The organism is Amphibacillus cookii, assembly GCF_016908375.1.
GTDB lineage: Bacteria > Bacillota > Bacilli > Bacillales > Amphibacillaceae > Amphibacillus_C > Amphibacillus_C cookii.
Window position 1 is genome coordinate 162861 of sequence record NZ_JAFBDS010000008.1, and the last position, 18411, is coordinate 181271.

The window sequence follows — 18411 nt, forward strand, 5'->3', positions numbered from 1 at the left end:
TGTGAATGAAATCTTATTCTGTTCTCAAAGCTTCAACAGGATCTTTCTTGGCTCCCATACGTGCTGGAATCACACCTGCAATCAATGTGAGGATCATACTACCAACAACAAGAACTACAGCTGCTACAATATTTAAACTTGCCACATCCGCTATATCCGTTAATTGTTCGATCAAATTATTAATCGGAAGGATCAGTAGGTATGAGATTGTAACCCCTAAGGAACCTGCCACAAAACCGACGATCAATGTCTCGGCATTAAATACACGGGAAATATCTTTTTTACGCGCGCCGACACTTCGTAGTATCCCGATTTCTTTTGTCCGCTCAATAACTGATACATAAGTAATAATGCCAATCATGATGGTTGAAACCACTAATGAAATAGCAGCAAAACCAACAAGGACATAAGTTACCGTATTAATCATATCTGTCATAATGTCTCCAAGCATCTCTGCTAAATCAATATAGACAATTTGATCTTCCTCATCTAAATCTACATTATAATCGTCTAAATAGGCTTTTATCTCATCCTTGCCCTCAAAATGGGTTGGATAGATATCAATACCCGTTGGTGTTGTAATCGCACCTAGACGTATCAGTGCTTGGTCTTTTGCATCGTCATTCTGAAAAGGGGTATTTGTCAACAAATCAATATCTGCATCCTCTTGTGCTTGGGCAATCTCAGAGCTTTGTGCATCTGCAACAATATAATCTGTTAATGCTTCTGGATAAATAAACCCTTCTGAGAAATAACTTGTTGCTGCATCTTCTTTCACTCTTAAAACACCAGTAATAACAAGATTTTTCCCAGTCTCTTCTTCAAATAACGCTTCATAACTGGTTGGGTTAGCCGGTGCAAAAAAACCATTCTCATCTTCTGAATAATACTGATCATTAGGAACAATCTTCAGTATTGATTCACCAATAAAATCTGTTACGTCATAGCTTTCTTCATTTTCATCAAGACCAAGGTTATCAAAGAATTCAGCGCTTATTCGATTATAGCTATCGATAACAAGCGCAACCTCATCACTAGCCTCTGGCAACCGACTGTTCTCACCAATTAAATCATACATGTCTAAAATAAAGTCTTGATCCGTCGGCATCTCCTGCCAATACACACCACCATCACCGTTCATATCAGGCATAGCCGCCGTCATCGCCTGTGATATCGTTTCAAACTTAACCACTTGATCATTTGCCTGTGCTAATAAATTAACTTCAACACCACGTGTATAAGAAATGTTATCAATTGCTTCAGGTATTTCCGCTTCCATTTGTTCCACATAATCAAGAAAATCATCTGTTAACAGGTTCGCATGGGCTGATAGACTGTCTGCATTATCATAGCGATATATAGTTGTATCTTCGGGATATTCTTCATAATCATCGTTATCCTCTTGATTCGGTGGACCCATCTGTTCAAAGTCAACTAACTGTTCATTTGTATCGATCATAATCGGGAAATTAGCCAATGTGTCACCTTGCATCACATCAAGCTGATTAGATAAACCATTTGATAGCGCTAGGACGAGTGCAACGCCGATAATACCGATACTTCCAGCAAAAGCAGTTAAAATAGTCCGTCCTTTTTTCGTTAACAAATTTTTAAAAGAGAGCGATAAGGCAGTAAATAAAGACATCGACGTTTTATTCCGTTTTTTGGCCTTCGGTGCCTCTTTATGCTGTTCATCTTCATCACCTGTTAGTGGATGACTATCTGATTGGATTTTCCCATCTAGAAATCGAATGATCCTTGTGCTGTATGCTTCAGCAATTTCTTCATTATGGGTAACCATAATCACCAATCGCGTTTTTGCAACATCTTTTAGAATCTCCATCACTTGTGTGCTTGTCTTTGAATCTAATGCACCTGTTGGCTCATCAGCTAAAATAATATCGGGATTATTAACTAGCGCGCGTGCGATAGCCACACGTTGCATCTGTCCACCCGATAGTTGATTCGGTCGCTTATTAATATGCTCTTTTAAGCCCACTTCTTCAAGTGCTTTTTGGGCACGTTCTTTGCGTTCTGAAGTGGAAACACCCGATAAAGTCATCGCAATCTCAACATTTTGCAAAACAGATTGGTGAGTAATTAAATTATAGTTTTGAAATACAAAGCCAATTGATCGATTACGATAGGCGTCCCAATCGCGATTTTTAAAATGCTTTGTCGAATTTCCATTAATAACAAGGTCACCTAAATCGTACTGGTCTAATCCACCAATAATATTTAAAAGCGTTGTTTTCCCAGAACCTGAAGGTCCAAGTATCGAAACGAATTCACTTTCTCTGAATTCAAGTGAAATTTGCTTTAGTACATTCAAGTAACTATTTCCTATTTGATATGATTTATCAATATTAACTAATTTTAGTTTTCCCACAAAATCTGTCCCTTCACTTGTTGTTAATAATCAGTCTATTTATTGTCCTTTGTTAGCTTTTAATCAAGCCATTTTTCAGCAACTTTAGTTGTTGCTGATAATTTTCATAAGCTTGTTCAATTGGCACTTGTTCTGCAAAAACTTCAATTACATTATGGAAGGTCACCACTAACAAGATTTTTATAACATGTCGTAATTCTTCTTTAGTAGAAATCGCTAAATGACTGTCCAATAACCGTTTCTCAAAATCTTCAAAAATTTTCTCGAAATCATCTTTTTTCTTATTATGCGTGAACGCCTGCTCCATCTTATGGTTCATATTAAGAAACACATTACGAAAAAACTGATGTTGCTCTTCATTAGAAATTTCACGCATGACCCCTTCAAACATATCTGTAAATGAAGCAAATAGATCACCCTTTGTCTGTTCAAGGCTGATCAGAAAGCGCTCTTTATTCTGTTCTCCGTAAGATTCTAACAGAAACAAAAAGGCATCTTCTTTATCGACAAAATATTGATAAAAACTTCCTCTCGGTATTTGTGCCGTTTTTACAATATTTGCAATTGATGCATCATGCACAGGTACACGTGAAAATTCTTTTTTTAATGCATCAATCAATTTGGCTTGTTTCTGCTCATCTAAATTAAAAAAGGTTTGTTTCGGCATACTTCTATTCTCCTTTCTAGTCAACATGACACAGTGTCACATTGCATAACACAAGAATATATGACACAGTGTCACATGTCAAGTAAAAAGAATGCGTCTGACGAAAAAAGTAGAAACAGTGGTTCTACTTCCTAATCATCAAAATAAAAAAATAGAGAAACAAGCGTAACCTTCATCATAAAATGAAGATTGCGCTTGTTTCTCTAAGTAATGTGGGTCTATCTTTCCTCTTTTTTCATTTATTAGTTTTCCAAGGGTTTTATTTGATCTATTAAATTTTTAAACGAAACAGACTCAAGCTAATCAATCTTCTTTTCATCTGCTATTTCTATCTCAATTTGGTATTTTAGTTTCTATTCCATTTCTCAATGTGAATCACTAAAGATTCACCAACTAAAAAATCTTGATTTCAACCTATTAACATATTAGCTATTTAAAAATCCCAAATGGCTTACCAACAGGTAATACCGTTTTACCAAAGTGTGTATTTAATACGGCTGCTGCACTTCCATAAAACGATAATAAAGCAATGATCAATTCCGCCACAGCAGCAAGCATATGTGTGACATCATACATAATGCCAAATGAGCTTAAGGCTAAACCAATAAATAGAAGATCAATAAAAACAAAAATGAAAAAAAGGACTTTATGTGTTTCCATTGCCCCTATTGTCATAAATATTGTAAAAATCAAGTAACCGATAAAAGCAACACCTAACTGCTGAGCATCAGCAGTTATAGCAAGTGTTTCACCAAGTGCTCCCATTTCAATAAGCCACGTCATCCCTACCCCAAACCAGAACAATCCAAAAGCACCAAAGGCAGTTGTACCAAAAGTATTATTATGCTTAGCATCTTGCGTAGCTGCAAATAACTGTGCCAAGCCACCTAAAAAGAAAGCCCATGGCAAAACATTAGAGACACCTTCTGTTAAACCTAATTTTTCTGATGAGGCTACTAATGTAACCATTGCTAACCCAAACAATCCTAATGCTGATGGATCAGCTGTTGTAATCTTTATCTCTTTTTGATTATGCATCCCTAATTATCTCCCATTTTAATAACTTGTCTTCGTCCAAGGCCTTATTTATTTAACGCTGGACTTTAATTTATTTTTCTCTCTTACTACATCATTTCACATGAATGTCTTTACTAAGACTCACATGTTAGAAAAACTTGCATTTGGACTGAAACATGTTCACTTCCACACTTTTCGTAATCTGACCTTTGCCGATAACTTAGCCATCATATCTGCATAAAACGAAACTTCAATCCGTGAGAAATTTCGTTCTTTCTCCCATGGATGGTTAGTTTAGTGAATCAGGACATTAGCAGTCACCTAAATAAATTGACCGCTACCCTCCATTTTGTGGCGGACGGTTATCTGTGATAAAAAAGCACACCAGAATAATCTATCGGAAAGCTTAAACGATGTCAATGTCTATTCGTAATAGAACCGAACCTAACAACGCGCCCTATTCAAACAGACCCATTGATTAACCGCTTACCTAATTATTTTTGAATATTGTTTTAGAGCAAGTTCGTCAAGGGCTTGTTCAGTAAGGCCGGTTACATCGATAATACGTTGATATTGATAACCTGTTTTTATCATTTTTAACGCTAACCGCTCTTTCTCTAATCTTTGTCCACTTTCAATACCTTGTATTAATAAGGCTTGTTCTTGTTTCGCTTTCTTTACATACCAACAGCGATGATCGGCGCTTAGTGGCTCTAACATGAATGATTCGATTGTATCCGAGGCATATTTAAAGAGTCGGTCTTCTTTTATTAATGGCAACCAGAATGATGGTTTCTGTTTTTTACCAAGATACTTGAAAAGTAACAACCATTTTTCAATCATCTTCTTAGGGGTTGAACTTAACAGTTTAGGTAATTCAAAATAATGGATGTTGATATTTGGTATGTATTGATCAGACTCATGCTGGTGGGTGACTTGATAGAGATTGTGATAAGCTGATGATTCTTGGAGTAAATTAAAATTTAAAATATTAATAATAAAGCTCTGTCTAATGAAAGGGTCATTTTTCTCTAGTGATAATGGGTTAAGATAGGGTGGTCCCCACTCATATAGTGATTGTTTATCATAAAAATCTTGATGACGTACCTGTATCTTCAGATCAAGATGTTTTTTCTGTAAAGTACGCGCTTTAACGGTTAAGCAAATTTGGTAATCCTTTAACACACCATTTTGTTGCTCTTGTTGTGTATAGACTATCTCCTCCACACCATCTGACCATCCTTCTTCTAATGCCGCATTAATAAATGAAATCAATAATTGATGCTGCATCGGTTGCTCTTGACAAAACAATTGTTCAAAAAGCACATGGATCGGTACATCCCTATCCAGTAAGTTATTCATAGCTCTAACCTCCTTTTTGTGAACATACCATACACGTTGTTTTTTGTAAAAATGTTCCTTTTAAATGTTTGAAGCGATTATTAGTGAGAAAGCTCCTTTTTTTTAATAACTATTCAAAAAAAGACTTCGATTTCGAAGTCTTTTAAATGATTACATTTAACCGTGTCTTTAAACCTATTCCATTAACCATTCGTTAGTTTCTTAATAAAAACAACTTTCAAATAGTTAGATTCTTTAAATTGCGGATGATATCGAAAATCTTCAGGCAATTGAAACGTTTCAACAAATTGATACTGTTCGTCAGTTTCACGAAAAGCTTTTGCAATCTTTTCTTTAAATTTTTCGATATTAAACCCACTAAAGTTTGTCGATGCAACGATCACACCTTGCTCTTTAGTAATCGCAATCGCATCTTTAAGCAAACTGACGTAATCCTTTGCGACACTAAAGGTTCTTTTTTTAGAACGGGCAAAGCTTGGTGGATCAAGTATCACCAAATCAAATGTTAGTTGATTTTTAACAGCATAGTTAAAATAATTAAAGACGTCCATTGTGCGAATTTCATGTTTAGTATAGTCCAAGTCATTCACTTGAAACTGCTCAATTGTTTTCGGTAAGCTCCGATTCGCTAGATCAACACTAACCGTTTTCTCAGCGCCCCCCATTGTTGCATAAACAGAAAAAGCACCCGTATAAGAAAAGGTATTTAATACCGTCTTCCCTGCTGCATACTGTTCAAGTATTCTTTGCCTCACTTCCCGTTGATCCAGAAAAAGCCCTGTCATGGGTCCATCGTTTAAATCAACAGCGAAATGAATGCCGTTTTCTTTAATAATAATCGGAAAATTTGCACGCTCTCCGGTCACAAAATCATCATCATCAATATACTTTCCACCTGCATCAAAACGTTTTTTCTCATAAATCGCTTTACATACGGTCAGTTGTTGTATGGCATTTACGACCATTTCTTTAAATTGGTAGATGCCATCACTATAAAAAGTCATTAAGAAATAGTCAGCATAATAATCAATCGTTAAACCACCAATTCCGTCACCTTCTCCATTAAACACACGAAAAGCTGTTGTCACTTGACTTGAAAAAAAGTTAGATCGCCTTGCTAGAGCAGCACTTATTTTTTGAATGATAAACGACTGATTAATTTTTTCATCTTTATCATTGGTTAATAGCCAGCCATAACCTTTGTTTTCGCGTCCATAATAACCTCGACCAAGAAATTGATCGTGTTGATCAACAAGGTCAATAATCGTACCTTCTTCTTGTAATTGATCAATATCGACAATAGCTTCTTTAAATAGATGGGGATAGCCATTACGAAATTTATTGGCGAATTTGTTTTTTATTTTTACTTGTGTCATTGTTTACCATCCTATCTTTTTCTTTATTCTAAGTGATACCCTAAGATCAACAATTGGTTATATACGTTTAAAATAAAATACGTGCCAGATAAACCACAAATGTGACGGTTACCGCACTGGCTAAGGTAGAAAATAAAACAATCTGAGCAGCAAAGTCAGAGTGATCACTATATTCTTGTGCAATAATCGCACTATTAACCGAAGTGGGCATTGCTGAAGCAATAAACAGAGCTTGAGCAGTTATTCCATCGAGCTGCACGACATATATAATGGCTAATGCAAGCAATGGCCCAATAATCAGCCGAATGATTAAACTAAAGTAAACCGTAGACATACCTGAGCTAAATTTGATCATCGCGACTTGCGCGCCCAAGGTCATCAATGCTGTTGCAATCATCGCATCAGCAATATAATTAGCCGGAATCAGTATCAGTTCGGGTAACTCTACCTGCCATATGTTTAAACATATTCCAGCCAATAAACCATAGAGAACAGGCATGCGAAAATAACCAAGCATCGCCCGAAGCGCCCCTTTTTTAGCCGCTCTTAAAGAAAATATCCCATATGAAAACAGAAAAATATTTTGAAAAGTTAACGCCACAACTTGAATCGACATCGCATAAGGATCGCCTTGAAAGACGAGGTCATTAACAGGGACACCATAATTTCCTGAATTAAAAAACATCGCACTATTGGTGAAAATCGTTTGTTTATCTTTATTCATTTTTAACCATCTACCGAATAAACGCGCAACGATAAAAAGGAGGATGACAAAAACGATAAAAAATAAAACGACACCGCCGAACACTTCACCAGACCATTCTGCATGGTATAAAGCATTAAAAATAAAGCCTGGCGCCAGAAAGTATATATTGATTTTAGCCAATGTTGGCAAATCCAGTTTAAATTTGATTTGTAACACATAACCAATGAGCATCATCACAAAGATTGGCCCAATAATTTCACTTAAAATAAGTAATAATTCCGCCATACTATTCCCCCTATATTTGCTTTTTTAGTCGTCTTTTCACTATTTTTCGCTTCGTTAAGTTATTAAAAATAAGGAAAGCTAATCAAACATTAAACCATAGAAAAAGCACTATGTCTGATGCTGTCAAACATAGCACTTACTACTTCTAGTATAGCGGATTTACAGGGAGCTGTCATGGTTACTTGTACACTTACTCTTGTAAAATCTCTTCTGACCGATGAAATCCATCTGCGATAATCGTTTCCTCAATATTGTTTTGATCAACAGCAATCGGTGTTAAGAAAACGGTAGCTATATTAAACATTCAATCAATTTGTAGCTACTACCTTTAAGGTGTTAAATCCAGAGTTTTAACCGTTTAACATGAAAAGAAGACGTAGCTTTCATTTGCTTCATGGATTATAATGGAAGGGTTATGAGTTATCGAAAGGATGTGAATATGATCGAGATCTTTATTTTATTAACGTTAGTGGGATTGTTTTTTATTAGCTTCGGTTGCGTGGTTTATTATTTCAAAGCAGGCGACATAATTAATTTTTTCAACCCTAAAAAACATGACAAAATAAAGGTTAGTCAGATTTTCGGACGTAACTTCACGCTCATTGGCCTCACTCACCTTTTATTAGCGATGGTTAGTTTACTTGTTGATGAACAAACATTAAACTTTTTATTAAAAATACTGTTTTTGTTTGTATTAATAGATGTCATTGCAACGGTGTATCAAATACTTGTTTACGCAAGACTTGATTCAGATTAAAAAGAATTACTCCCCATAACAAATAAGGCTTCGATCTTCTCATCATGAGAAGATCATCTATTATTATAAAATAAACGTTCAAGCCGTGGACGGAGGGCTACATCACGTAGGTCATGCAGACGTTGCCATAGGATGTGGCGGTTTTAGTCTACGATCTCACCCACCAATTGTTTGTTAGTTGAGTGAATCAGTACACTAGCGGGCGGTTTACGGACGGTTATTTGTGGTAAAATCAGGTGATGCCAGTCTACCTGAAAATTTCTCTGCATCAATTACCAAGCTTGATTTATGATCAATTATTCCTACACCGAAAAAGCTATCTATCGACTTCCATTATTACCTTGAATGTGATTCAATAATGAATATGACATCGCTTTCAGTTATTGGTTTGCGTTTGGTAAGCTAGATGGGCTGTGCTAGATTCATTTTACGAAAAGGTCATATTTTTCATTTGTTTACATGCATCAAACAGCTATTTACAAAAAAGGAGGGAAAAACATGGCGTATAGAATTGGAGAGATTGCTGAATTGTTTGGATTGAGTAAAGAAGCGATTAGGCATTATGAAAGGCTACATATTATAAAGTCTAATAGAAATCCTCATAATAATTATCGTTTTTATGATGAAGAAGCAGTTAACACACTGAGAGTCGTACGATCCTATCGCTCGCTTAACTTTTCTCTGGATGAAATCATTGCCCTGATTAACACCCAAGAAAAAAAGGCGATGTTGAACGAATTGAATAGCAAAGAAAAAAAACTTAAGACAGAAATAGAGGCGTTAAAACAACAAATTGACATCATTCACCAACAAAAACACATGCTACAGCAATTAGATCATCAACTTGGAAAATATCAAATTAAAACAAAGCCTTCAACTTTATGGTTGTCATATAACCATGAAAACAAAAAAGATATTTTATACAAAAATACAGAGTACAGCTGGTCAAAACAGATGCCGAGCACAAGAATATCCGCGCGTTATGTGTTAAATAAAGATGAAATTACGAGTATACCTGGATTTTGTATCTCATCTAAAGATGCCGAAAAAGCTAACTTGGATCATAATGGATATATTAAAGAATTCCCGTCTTGTAAAGCCGTTCACACTGTAATGACAAGTAACCTAGCTTTTGATCAATACATTGATGAAACGTGGATTAATAAGCTTCTTCAACATGAGAAAGAACACGGGTTGCAAACGAGTAATGAAATATTATCGATGGGTATCATAAAAATTGGAGACCAATATTATTTTGAAATTTGGCACCCACTCATTTAAAAAAACATATTGACCATACAATAGCTTGATGGTTTAGGATGGAGTAGAAAAAGGTAGCTACTTTTTATCTCTAAAGGACAAATGACCTCTATTCATTTCACTTATTAATCAGATACGTATCTAAATACTTGTGAATTATATCACATGATCAATGAGGTAAAGTCATTACAGCAATTCAACAGACAAATTAGAATGGAGATTTTTTATGAAGAAAAGAAGAGCACTAAAACACGTACTTATCCTATTCCTATGCTTTATCATGATGGTCATAACCGGGTGTTCAGACAGAGAGACAACAAATGATGAGGAAAAAATTTCATTTGAGCCTGGCACTTATACAGCTGAAATAGATGGAAATAACGGTCCTATTACAGTGGAAGTTACTTTTTCTGCCGATAAAATAGAGAACGTAACTATCGTTGAGCATTCCGAAACGGAAGGTTTAGGCGACGACGCTATGGAAACAATCGCAAGTTTAGTCGTAGAAGAACAATCACTTGATGTCGATACCGTGACCGGAGCAACAGTTGCCAGTGATGCGATATTGAAAGCTGTGGAAGACGCAGTTACTCAAGCGAATGGTAATGTATTAGCATTAAAAAATGATCAGTCAGAGAAAGAAACGGAAACGTTAGAGGCTGACGTAGCAGTTATCGGCGCGGGGACTTCTGGAACCTCAGCAGCTATCTCTGCTGCAGATCAAGGTGCTAAAGTCATTTTAATTGAAAAAACAGGCGTTATTGGTGGCGCAAGTAACTATTCTTGGGCAGGAAAATTCTATAATTCTTCTATCTCACTAGAAAATGATGTGGAAATTGATGTTGAAAAAGAAATTTCTGATTGGATAGAAAATAATCATTGGCGAGTAGATGCTTCTGTCATTAGAGAATATGTAACCAAATCTGGTGAAACCTATGATTGGTTAAAGGAAAAAGGCTATGAGACAAGCTTCCTTAATTATAATAATGAACCCCTTCATGTCTTACCTCCATATGAAGAACGTGAAGGATTGTTAAGAGCCATGCTGGCTAACTCCGTTGAAAAAAATGATGGGCAAATTATAACTGAGACAACAGCTAAGGAACTCATTACAGATCAAGATGGAAATGTTGTTGGTGTGATAGCTGAAAAAAAAGATGGGACAACACTAGAAATTAAGGCCAATAGTGTCGTGATGGCTACAGGAGGATACGCAGGAAATCCTGAAATGGTTAAAGAACACTTTGAATTTGAGGGTCCAAATGGTGGTTTAAGTCAAAACGTTGGAGAAGGGTTACACATGGCTTGGGATGTTGGAGCTAAGGTGCCGATTAATTTAGGTGGACAAATGCTCCATCAAACACTAGCAAAAGCAACACATGATTTAAAAGCAGATTATGAACCTTTTCAAGCAAGCTACCCATTAATGCTAACTTATTTGCCAAACTTTATGAATGTTGGACCATCTGGCGCAAGATTTAGAGATGAGGAAGCGACATTAACTGCAGTGGCAGCTGCCAATACAAGTGCTTTCCAAGGTGCTTATCATTATGTTATTTTGTCCAAGACACAAATTGAAAAATTAACAGCCGATGGAATGAATGGGGTACAAGCACCAGTACTTCCGGGGATGCCTCCAGAGTTCTATGCTGATTTTGCTGATCAATTCACATTGGAAACCCCTTGGACTGACGCACAAGAAGTTTTTGATAAAATGGTCGAAAATGGGGATGGATTTAAAGGGGACACCATCGAAGCGTTAGCAGAAAATGCGGGAATGGATGTTGAACTATTTACTGATACATTCACGCTTTACGAAGAAGCAACCGAAACAGGGGTAGACACCGAATTTGGTAAATCTGAAGATTATTTGCTTTCATATGATGAAGGCCCTTACTATGCGATTACTGCTGAAGTCAATAATTTAGGTTCTGTCGGCGGACTAGTAATCAATAAAAATTTCCAAGTTCTAGACGACAGCCGAATTCCTATCAAAGGTTTATATGCTGTAGGTTTAGAGTCTGAAGGTGTCATGTTCAATGATACCTACGTTGGTAATGGGGTTGGTGTTGGCTATGCGTTTACATCTGGACGATTAGGTGGCGAACATGCAGCAACTGATGCGCTAGCAACAAATGAATAAAACGCAGCTTCAATTAGTGCGCAGAGGACTACAGGATCTAGGTCATGCAGACGTGGCGGTTTTAGTCTACGATTTTACCCGCCCACTGATAGTTAGTTGAGTGAATCCGGACATGAGCGTCCGTTAGTTGTGATAAATAACTAAAACAAAAGAAATGCCAGTGCCACCCCTATTCGGGAAGACACTGGCACTTTTTTTGTGGTATGTTACTGTTCGACAAACGCCGGTCGGGCACTTATCGATATGAAGTTTGAATCAAATGCATAAATGATATGATTGTTTGATCTACTTTCATATCTTTTCTCACGACAAAGCCAACTTCCCATACTGCAGTTTCTACATCAATAGGAATACTGACGATTGTATTATATTGTTTTATATCTGTTAGGCTACCAATAAAAATAAATACCCCTTTATTTAAGGAAACAAAGTCGTAGGCTAGATTTAAATCATGACTAAGTTTACTGTATACCCTTGGTGTAACGCCCTCCGCTTGAAAATGCTTATGTACAACTTGTGGCATACGAAATGTGTCATCGATTAAAATAAGCTGTTCATTTTTCAAATCGGTAAACGTTAGACTCTCTTTTTTAGAGATAGGATTCGCTTTATTAACCACTGCGACGAGTTGATGTTTCATTAAGGGAAAATAAGAAAAATCCGCTTCATTACTTGGGTTAACGGTAATAGCCATATCAAGTGTCCCTTCTAAAACATTTGATTCGCACACTTTATCAACATATTCAAAAATGTCGAGATTGATTCCCATGTAATCTCTCGCTAAATTTATAATATCTTCAATTCCTAATATTCTTAATGTTCCAGGAGAGAACCCAATTTTTAGTTTGCTTTTGTCACCTGCCATTTTAGCATATATATCCATTTGAAACGCATCAAACTGTTCTATTATGTTCTCTGCTTTTTCGTAAAAATACTCACCAAATTCTGTTAGTGTTACCCCGCGGGAATTCCGATAAAATAATAGAATTCCTAATTGCTTTTCTATATTATTAATTGTTCTACTCAGGGCCTGTTGTGTAATAAAAAGTTCCTTTGCAGCCCTTGTTAAATTTTTAGTTTGACATACCTTTAAAAAACACTTTAACTCCGCAATATCCATGTCGTCACCTCAAACAAAGTAAGAGCCTGTATCTAATATTATACAGGCCCCTAACAAAGAATGCGCATTTAATTGTGAACATTAAAACAACAAAATAGTGATGCCGTTAATAACATTCGTATATCGTTTCTAAAATGCCAGTTAGCTCTTCTTTTGAGGGCTCTCTTGGCACATATTGAAAGCAAGCATCCTCCGTGACTTTACGAGCTAACGTTACGAGCTCATCCTTTGAAATACCAAGATCCTTAATCGAAGGAATTCCAATATTTTTAATAAGCTCTCGTATTGCACCGGCGACAATTTCCCCAATCTCATCATCACCTTCTGTCCCCTTAAATGACAGACCCATAGCCTCTCCTATTAGTTGGACTTTATCAGGTCTAACCTTCGCCGAATACTTCAACACTTCTGGTATCGCTAAGGCGCAAATAACACCATGTGTCTTATGGAATGCCGCACCTACTGTATGAGAAATCGCATGTCCAAGGTGAACGAGAGCATCATTAAATGCGATGCCAGCAAAATTGCTTGCCAACAAGAGCTCTTCGCGTGCTTTCATATTTTCTCCATTAGAAACGGCAATTGGAAGATATGTGGTCACTTTCTTTATCGCTTCAAATGCTAAGAGATCAGATTTAGGGTTCGGATCCTTTGTGGTAATTGCCTCAGCAGCTTGTGCAAATGCATCCATCCCCGTATAAGCTGTTATACTAGGCGGCATACTAACCGTCACCTCTGGATCTAATATTCCTAAAGTTGCAGGACAAAGCACAGCATTTTTCACATTATGAACCGTATCGGTTATCACACCCATTATCGTGCTCTCACTTCCAGTTCCTGCTGTTGTTGGAATTAGGATCAAAGGAACGCCTGGCTTGTAAACAGGATTCCCTAAATATTGATTAATTGGAAGAGGATTATTCACTAAAACATTTATTGCCTTTCCCACATCCATTACACTCCCACCACCTAGTGCAACAATCCCATCTATTTGTTCAGTCTTAGCGAGCTCACCACCTTGGTTTACAATATAATCAGACGGATCAGGTACGACTTGATTAAAAGAGACAACTTCGATACCTGAATCGAATAAACTCTTTTTACAGGCAGTATTTCCCGCTAATTTAGAAACCGTTTCATCCGAAACAAGCATCACCTTTTTACAACCTAGGTTCTTCGCTTCCTCACCTACTAATTGAATAGATCCGTTCCCAAAAATGATAGGGCATAATTGTGTATATTTGTTCACGACAATCACTCCTCTTCTTTCATATTAAAGATTATAGGCACTCAGGTAACCTGCTTCCATAGCATCTCTTATTCTTCCAGGATGTTTGGCATCTCCAAGTATTTTAACCTTTTTAAAACTTGATTGAATCTCGTCTACTAATTCCGTATTAGATTTTGTTCCAAGAGAAATCACGACATTATCAAATTGAAACGTTTTCATTTCTCCAGTTTCTAGCGCTTCAAAACTAACATGCTCTTCATCAAGACCGATTAGCTTATGTTTAGGGTACATAGCAACATCGAATTGTCCAATATGGGTCATCACATCCATTAGATTTTGGAAGTATATCCCGTTGCCTAAATGCTCCTCCATCTCAAATATACTAACGTCATTACCCGCTTCTGCTAATAGATGAGCAACTTCCAGACCCGTCATTCCTGATCCGACTACACCTACTTTTTTATCCTTCAGCTTGATTTTCCCACTTAGAATATCAGTTGGTTTCAGCACTTGTTCCCCATTGGCACCTGGAATCGAACCTGGAATGAAGGGAGTGGAGCCTTGAGCAACAAATATGGCATATGGATTTAATTTTTTTAATTCTTCAAGAGTTGGTGCTGTATTTAGTCTTATTTCTACTGCTAATTTTTCTGTTTGAGCTTTTAAATAATCAATCAACCACGTAATCTTTTCTTTATTTGGTGGTTTGTTAGCTAACTCTAACTGTCCACCTATGTGATCATTTTTCTCAAAAACGACTGGCTTAAATTTACGCTTTGCTAATAGTCTCGCGGCTTCTAATCCAGCAGGACCCGCACCTAATACCGCCACTATTCGACCATCTCCATCTTCCTTTAAGCGGCTATACTCTAATTCTCGTCCTGCTTCAATATTAATGGCACATTGACAAGGCGCTTGAGATTGATCTGCTCCCATTAATGTTTCCATACAGACAAGACAGGAAATACATTTTCTTATTTCATCTATCCGACCGTCTTTCGCTTTATTGGACCACTCTGCATCTGCAAAATGCTGTCTTGCGGAACCTACGAAGTCTACTTTCCCTTCTGCAATAATCTGATCAGCATACGCAGGCTCTCTAATAACAGCCACCCCAATAACCGGTATATTAACTGCTTTTTTTATCGTTTCTGAAAGATGAATTTTCCAGCCTTGCTCAAAAGACGAAGGTTCCCAAGCTGTGTTCATGGTCTCATACGTCCCTGAACTTACATCAATTGCGTCTACTCCGAGTTCCTCAAGGCGCTTCGCTATCCTGACGCTTTCAGGCAACTGCAAACCATCTTCAGGATGTCCTACTGTATTTGTGAATTCTTCTACAGATAGCCGCACGATTAAAGGATAATCTTTTCCGCATCGCTCTCTTATACCGATAACTATTTCTTCTAAAAATCGCATTCTATTTTCTAAACTTCCACCATATTCATCTGCTCTTTTATTGGCGCGAGGGCTTAAAAATTCATGAATTAAATAGCCATGAGCACCATGTACTTCTACGCCATCAATGTCAGCTTTATTCAATCTGACAGCAGCATCAACAAACTTCTCTACCATCTCTGCTATCTCAGCTTTTGTCATAGCTACAGCAGGCTGATGAACTGCTGGACATTCCACAGCACTCGGTGCCATCATCGGTAAGTTTTGGTTCAATGCACTTATCCCCTGTCTCCCTGGATGATAGATTTGTACAATCACCTTTCCGTCGTGTTGATGGATCTTATCTGATAATTTTTTAAGACCAGGGATGTATTTATCATCAGCCACAGATATTTGATGCGAATTGCCTCGTCCCCTTTCCTGATCTACAAAGGCGCACTCTGTAATAATAGTCCCTACCCCGCCCTTTGCCCTTGCCTCGTAAAAAGCAATATCCTTTTCAGAAACGCTACCGTCATCATTTGCTAAATAGTTTCCCATTGCGGTCATAACGATCCTGTTTGGTGTAACCATTGTTCCTATTCTCCCTGTAGAAAATAGATGTTTCAACATTATTAGAACCTCCTAATCGATTTTGTGAACGTTTTCACAATATGGCCCAAGCTACTTTAATTGAGCTATTCTATTTTAATACTAAAATCTTTTAGCGTATTTTTAAAACACCTTTCCTTTGTATCAGATACAACAATTATTAGTGACTAAGTTAAGGAAAATGTCTATTTGAATTATCAATGATGTACATAAATAAACTCACTACCGATATGGTAATGAGTCGATAAAATTTTTTCCTTTGTTTAAAACAAACATGAGCGTCCGTTATCACCCATCTCAATAGATTGACCTCTGTTCTCTATTTTGAGATGGATGGTTGACTTTACTTCTGCATGGATGTGCCGCATACGTTTAGCACGTTATGTCGTTCCGAAAAGCAAGGGGTTCGCTTTTCGCGGGGGTGGCTTCAGCTAACTTTAGAAGCTAAGAGCGCTTCTAAAGTGGATCTTCAGCTCATCCTATTCCCGCAGAAGTCTCATCCCTTGCTTATCTCCACTTAGACTGGGTGGGGATTCATACTGAAGGCGATTTCTCCATTTTTCGTGCGATCGCACCTCGTTTTCATGCGAATTTCTCACTTTTCGTGCGATCACAACTCGCTTTCATGCGAATTTCTCACTTTTCGTGCGATCGCAACTCGCTTTCATGCGAAATTCTTACTTTTCGTGCGATCGCAACTCGCTTTCATGCGAAATTCTTACTTTTCATGCGATCGCAACTCGCTTTCATGCGAAATTCTTACTTTTCGTGCGATCGCTGAAAGCGAAACATAGCTCACCTGCGCCTCTAAAACGAAAGGTTTATAATCAATCGAAAATCTATATTCAAAGGCAATGCTTATATTTAATATGAGGTCTACCCTTATGCTAACTTTGCTGAACCTAAAAATTCAGATGAGAAAGTTGAGTTATTTATTTAACCCCATTTGCGACACTACATACCGCTAAAAAGGCGATAATTTAGCACAACGTTTCTTCTTTACTTTATACGCGTTTCAAGAGAGCCTTGGTTGAGTTTCGATAAATAATTTCGTGGGGGACAATAATGCGTTTAGCCGGTTCTTCTTTATCTTTTGTTTTTTCAATTAAACATTTTGCAGCTTGAACACCAAGGTTAAATATTTGTATATCTACAGTGGTAAGTAGAGGTCTAGTGATTTCTGATAAATATAAGTTATTAAAACCAGTAATAGAAATATCTTCTGGACAAGATATACCTATTTCCTCTAGCATATTAATCACGCCAAAACTCATGATATCATCCGCAATCACTAGAGCAGTAGGAGGCATTTCTAATGAAAATAATCGTTTCACTGTCTTCCGTCCACCTGAATTTAAAAACTCTGCGTGAACGATGTAATCAGGAAATGTTGGCAAATTGGCGAGTTTTATCGCTTGTTGATAGCCTTGAAGACGATCAACTGTAACAACTAGATCTGTCGAACCACCAATAAACCCAATATACTGGTGTCCTAGATCGATTAAATGATTCGTAATATCCTTGCTTGCGGCAACATTATCATTATCAACATAAGTAATTTTACTCTCATTTATATACGGTTTTCCTACTAAAATAAACGGAAAATGAGTGGTCACGAGAAAATCCACAACAGGGTCAGATACACGAGAATAAAGTAATATGATTCCATCCACGTGACTGCCGTAAACCATTCGTTTAACTTCTTCGAAAGATTGCTGTTCATCCCCACCAGTAGATACGTAAAGTGAATATCCTGCTTCATGGGCTAAAGAACCTACCCCACGTAATACCTCAGAAAAAAATGAATTCTGGAAACCAGTTTCAGATGAAGGGGGCATGATCACACCGATTGCTTGAGTAGAGCGACCAGCTAAGCTTCTTGCATTGACATTTGGGTGATATCCTAATTCTTTCATCGCTCTTCGTACACGCTTCTTAGTATCTAAACTAATCCGTGAATGATCAGCAATGACATGAGAAACAGTGGAAGGAGACACATTCGCTTTCTTTGCGACGTCTTTAATCGTTACCGCCATGAACCATTCATCCTCTAAGTACTTAATAACATCCTAATTCATTAGTGTTATAAAAATAACATTACCGTTGCAT

General features: G+C 37.2%; 13 protein-coding genes. 3 read left to right on the forward strand and 10 right to left on the reverse strand.

All coding sequences use genetic code 11. The features are described from left to right. Positions 1-13 precede the first annotated feature (13 nt). The 6 genes from JOE23_RS12710 to JOE23_RS12735 form a co-directional block, all read right to left on the reverse strand. Positions 14-2389 carry an ABC transporter ATP-binding protein/permease gene (locus JOE23_RS12710; protein WP_204438899.1) on the reverse strand — a complete coding sequence of 792 codons (2376 nt, stop codon included), beginning with the start codon at positions 2387-2389 and terminating at the stop codon, positions 14-16. A 52-nt stretch (positions 2390-2441) separates the two neighbouring features. After that, a complete protein-coding gene (locus tag JOE23_RS12715) occupies positions 2442-3056 on the reverse strand; it encodes a TetR/AcrR family transcriptional regulator (protein ID WP_204438901.1) in 615 nt (204 codons plus the stop codon). Between the two features lie 429 nt (positions 3057-3485). After that, entirely contained in the window at positions 3486-4094 is a 609-nt protein-coding gene (locus JOE23_RS12720) for an acetate uptake transporter (protein WP_204438903.1), read from the reverse strand. A 465-nt stretch (positions 4095-4559) separates the two neighbouring features. Next, the gene (locus tag JOE23_RS12725) at positions 4560-5435 is read right to left on the reverse strand and encodes an Rpn family recombination-promoting nuclease/putative transposase (protein ID WP_204438905.1); all 876 of its coding nucleotides are present in this window, start codon (positions 5433-5435) and stop codon (positions 4560-4562) included. A gap of 182 nt (positions 5436-5617) precedes the next feature. After that, on the reverse strand, positions 5618-6811 hold the full coding sequence (locus JOE23_RS12730) for a class I SAM-dependent rRNA methyltransferase (RefSeq protein WP_204438907.1): 1194 nt from the start codon (positions 6809-6811) through the stop codon (positions 5618-5620). 67 nt (positions 6812-6878) lie between these two features. Then, positions 6879-7802 (reverse strand): AEC family transporter, encoded by a 924-nt coding sequence (locus JOE23_RS12735; RefSeq protein ID WP_204438909.1) that lies wholly within the window; start codon positions 7800-7802, stop codon positions 6879-6881. A 415-nt stretch (positions 7803-8217) separates the two neighbouring features. Here JOE23_RS12735 and JOE23_RS12740 point away from each other — a divergent pair, with 415 nt between their 5' ends. The 3 genes from JOE23_RS12740 (at position 8218) to JOE23_RS12750 (ending at position 11962) form a co-directional block, all read left to right on the forward strand. Next, the gene (locus JOE23_RS12740; RefSeq protein WP_204438910.1) at positions 8218-8559 is read left to right on the forward strand and encodes a hypothetical protein; all 342 of its coding nucleotides are present in this window, start codon (positions 8218-8220) and stop codon (positions 8557-8559) included. Between the two features lie 498 nt (positions 8560-9057). After that, on the forward strand, positions 9058-9840 hold the full coding sequence (locus tag JOE23_RS12745; protein WP_204438911.1) for a MerR family transcriptional regulator: 783 nt from the start codon (positions 9058-9060) through the stop codon (positions 9838-9840). Positions 9841-10045: 205 nt separating this feature from the next. Then, a complete protein-coding gene (locus JOE23_RS12750; protein WP_204438912.1) occupies positions 10046-11962 on the forward strand; it encodes an FAD-dependent oxidoreductase in 1917 nt (638 codons plus the stop codon). A 235-nt stretch (positions 11963-12197) separates the two neighbouring features. Here the strand turns inward: JOE23_RS12750 and JOE23_RS12755 are convergent, their stop codons facing one another. From JOE23_RS12755 to JOE23_RS12770, 4 genes are all read right to left on the reverse strand, one after another. Continuing rightward, a complete protein-coding gene (locus JOE23_RS12755; RefSeq protein ID WP_204438913.1) occupies positions 12198-13082 on the reverse strand; it encodes a LysR family transcriptional regulator in 885 nt (294 codons plus the stop codon). Between the two features lie 106 nt (positions 13083-13188). After that, positions 13189-14331 (reverse strand): iron-containing alcohol dehydrogenase, encoded by a 1143-nt coding sequence (locus JOE23_RS12760; protein WP_204438915.1) that lies wholly within the window; start codon positions 14329-14331, stop codon positions 13189-13191. Between the two features lie 24 nt (positions 14332-14355). Next, entirely contained in the window at positions 14356-16323 is a 1968-nt protein-coding gene (locus JOE23_RS12765; protein ID WP_204438916.1) for an oxidoreductase, read from the reverse strand. A gap of 983 nt (positions 16324-17306) precedes the next feature. After that, positions 17307-18338, reverse strand: a complete 1032-nt coding sequence (locus JOE23_RS12770; RefSeq protein WP_204438917.1) for a LacI family DNA-binding transcriptional regulator — start codon at positions 18336-18338, stop codon at positions 17307-17309. Between the last annotated feature and the right edge of the window lie 73 nt (positions 18339-18411).

What these genes read in the sequence shown, in the direction of transcription:
- JOE23_RS12715 (WP_204438901.1), bottom strand. Translation starts at nt 3,056, where the DNA reads ATGCCGAAACAAACCTTTTTTAATTTAGATGAGCAGAAACAAGCCAAA.
- JOE23_RS12720 (WP_204438903.1), bottom strand. Translation starts at nt 4,094, where the DNA reads ATGCATAATCAAAAAGAGATAAAGATTACAACAGCTGATCCATCAGCA.
- JOE23_RS12725 (WP_204438905.1), bottom strand. Translation starts at nt 5,435, where the DNA reads ATGAATAACTTACTGGATAGGGATGTACCGATCCATGTGCTTTTTGAA.
- JOE23_RS12730 (WP_204438907.1), bottom strand. Translation starts at nt 6,811, where the DNA reads ATGACACAAGTAAAAATAAAAAACAAATTCGCCAATAAATTTCGTAAT.
- JOE23_RS12735 (WP_204438909.1), bottom strand. Translation starts at nt 7,802, where the DNA reads ATGGCGGAATTATTACTTATTTTAAGTGAAATTATTGGGCCAATCTTT.
- JOE23_RS12740 (WP_204438910.1), top strand. Translation starts at nt 8,218, where the DNA reads ATGAGTTATCGAAAGGATGTGAATATGATCGAGATCTTTATTTTATTA.
- JOE23_RS12745 (WP_204438911.1), top strand. Translation starts at nt 9,058, where the DNA reads ATGGCGTATAGAATTGGAGAGATTGCTGAATTGTTTGGATTGAGTAAA.
- JOE23_RS12750 (WP_204438912.1), top strand. Translation starts at nt 10,046, where the DNA reads ATGAAGAAAAGAAGAGCACTAAAACACGTACTTATCCTATTCCTATGC.
- JOE23_RS12755 (WP_204438913.1), bottom strand. Translation starts at nt 13,082, where the DNA reads ATGGATATTGCGGAGTTAAAGTGTTTTTTAAAGGTATGTCAAACTAAA.
- JOE23_RS12765 (WP_204438916.1), bottom strand. Translation starts at nt 16,323, where the DNA reads ATGTTGAAACATCTATTTTCTACAGGGAGAATAGGAACAATGGTTACA.
- JOE23_RS12770 (WP_204438917.1), bottom strand. Translation starts at nt 18,338, where the DNA reads ATGGCGGTAACGATTAAAGACGTCGCAAAGAAAGCGAATGTGTCTCCT.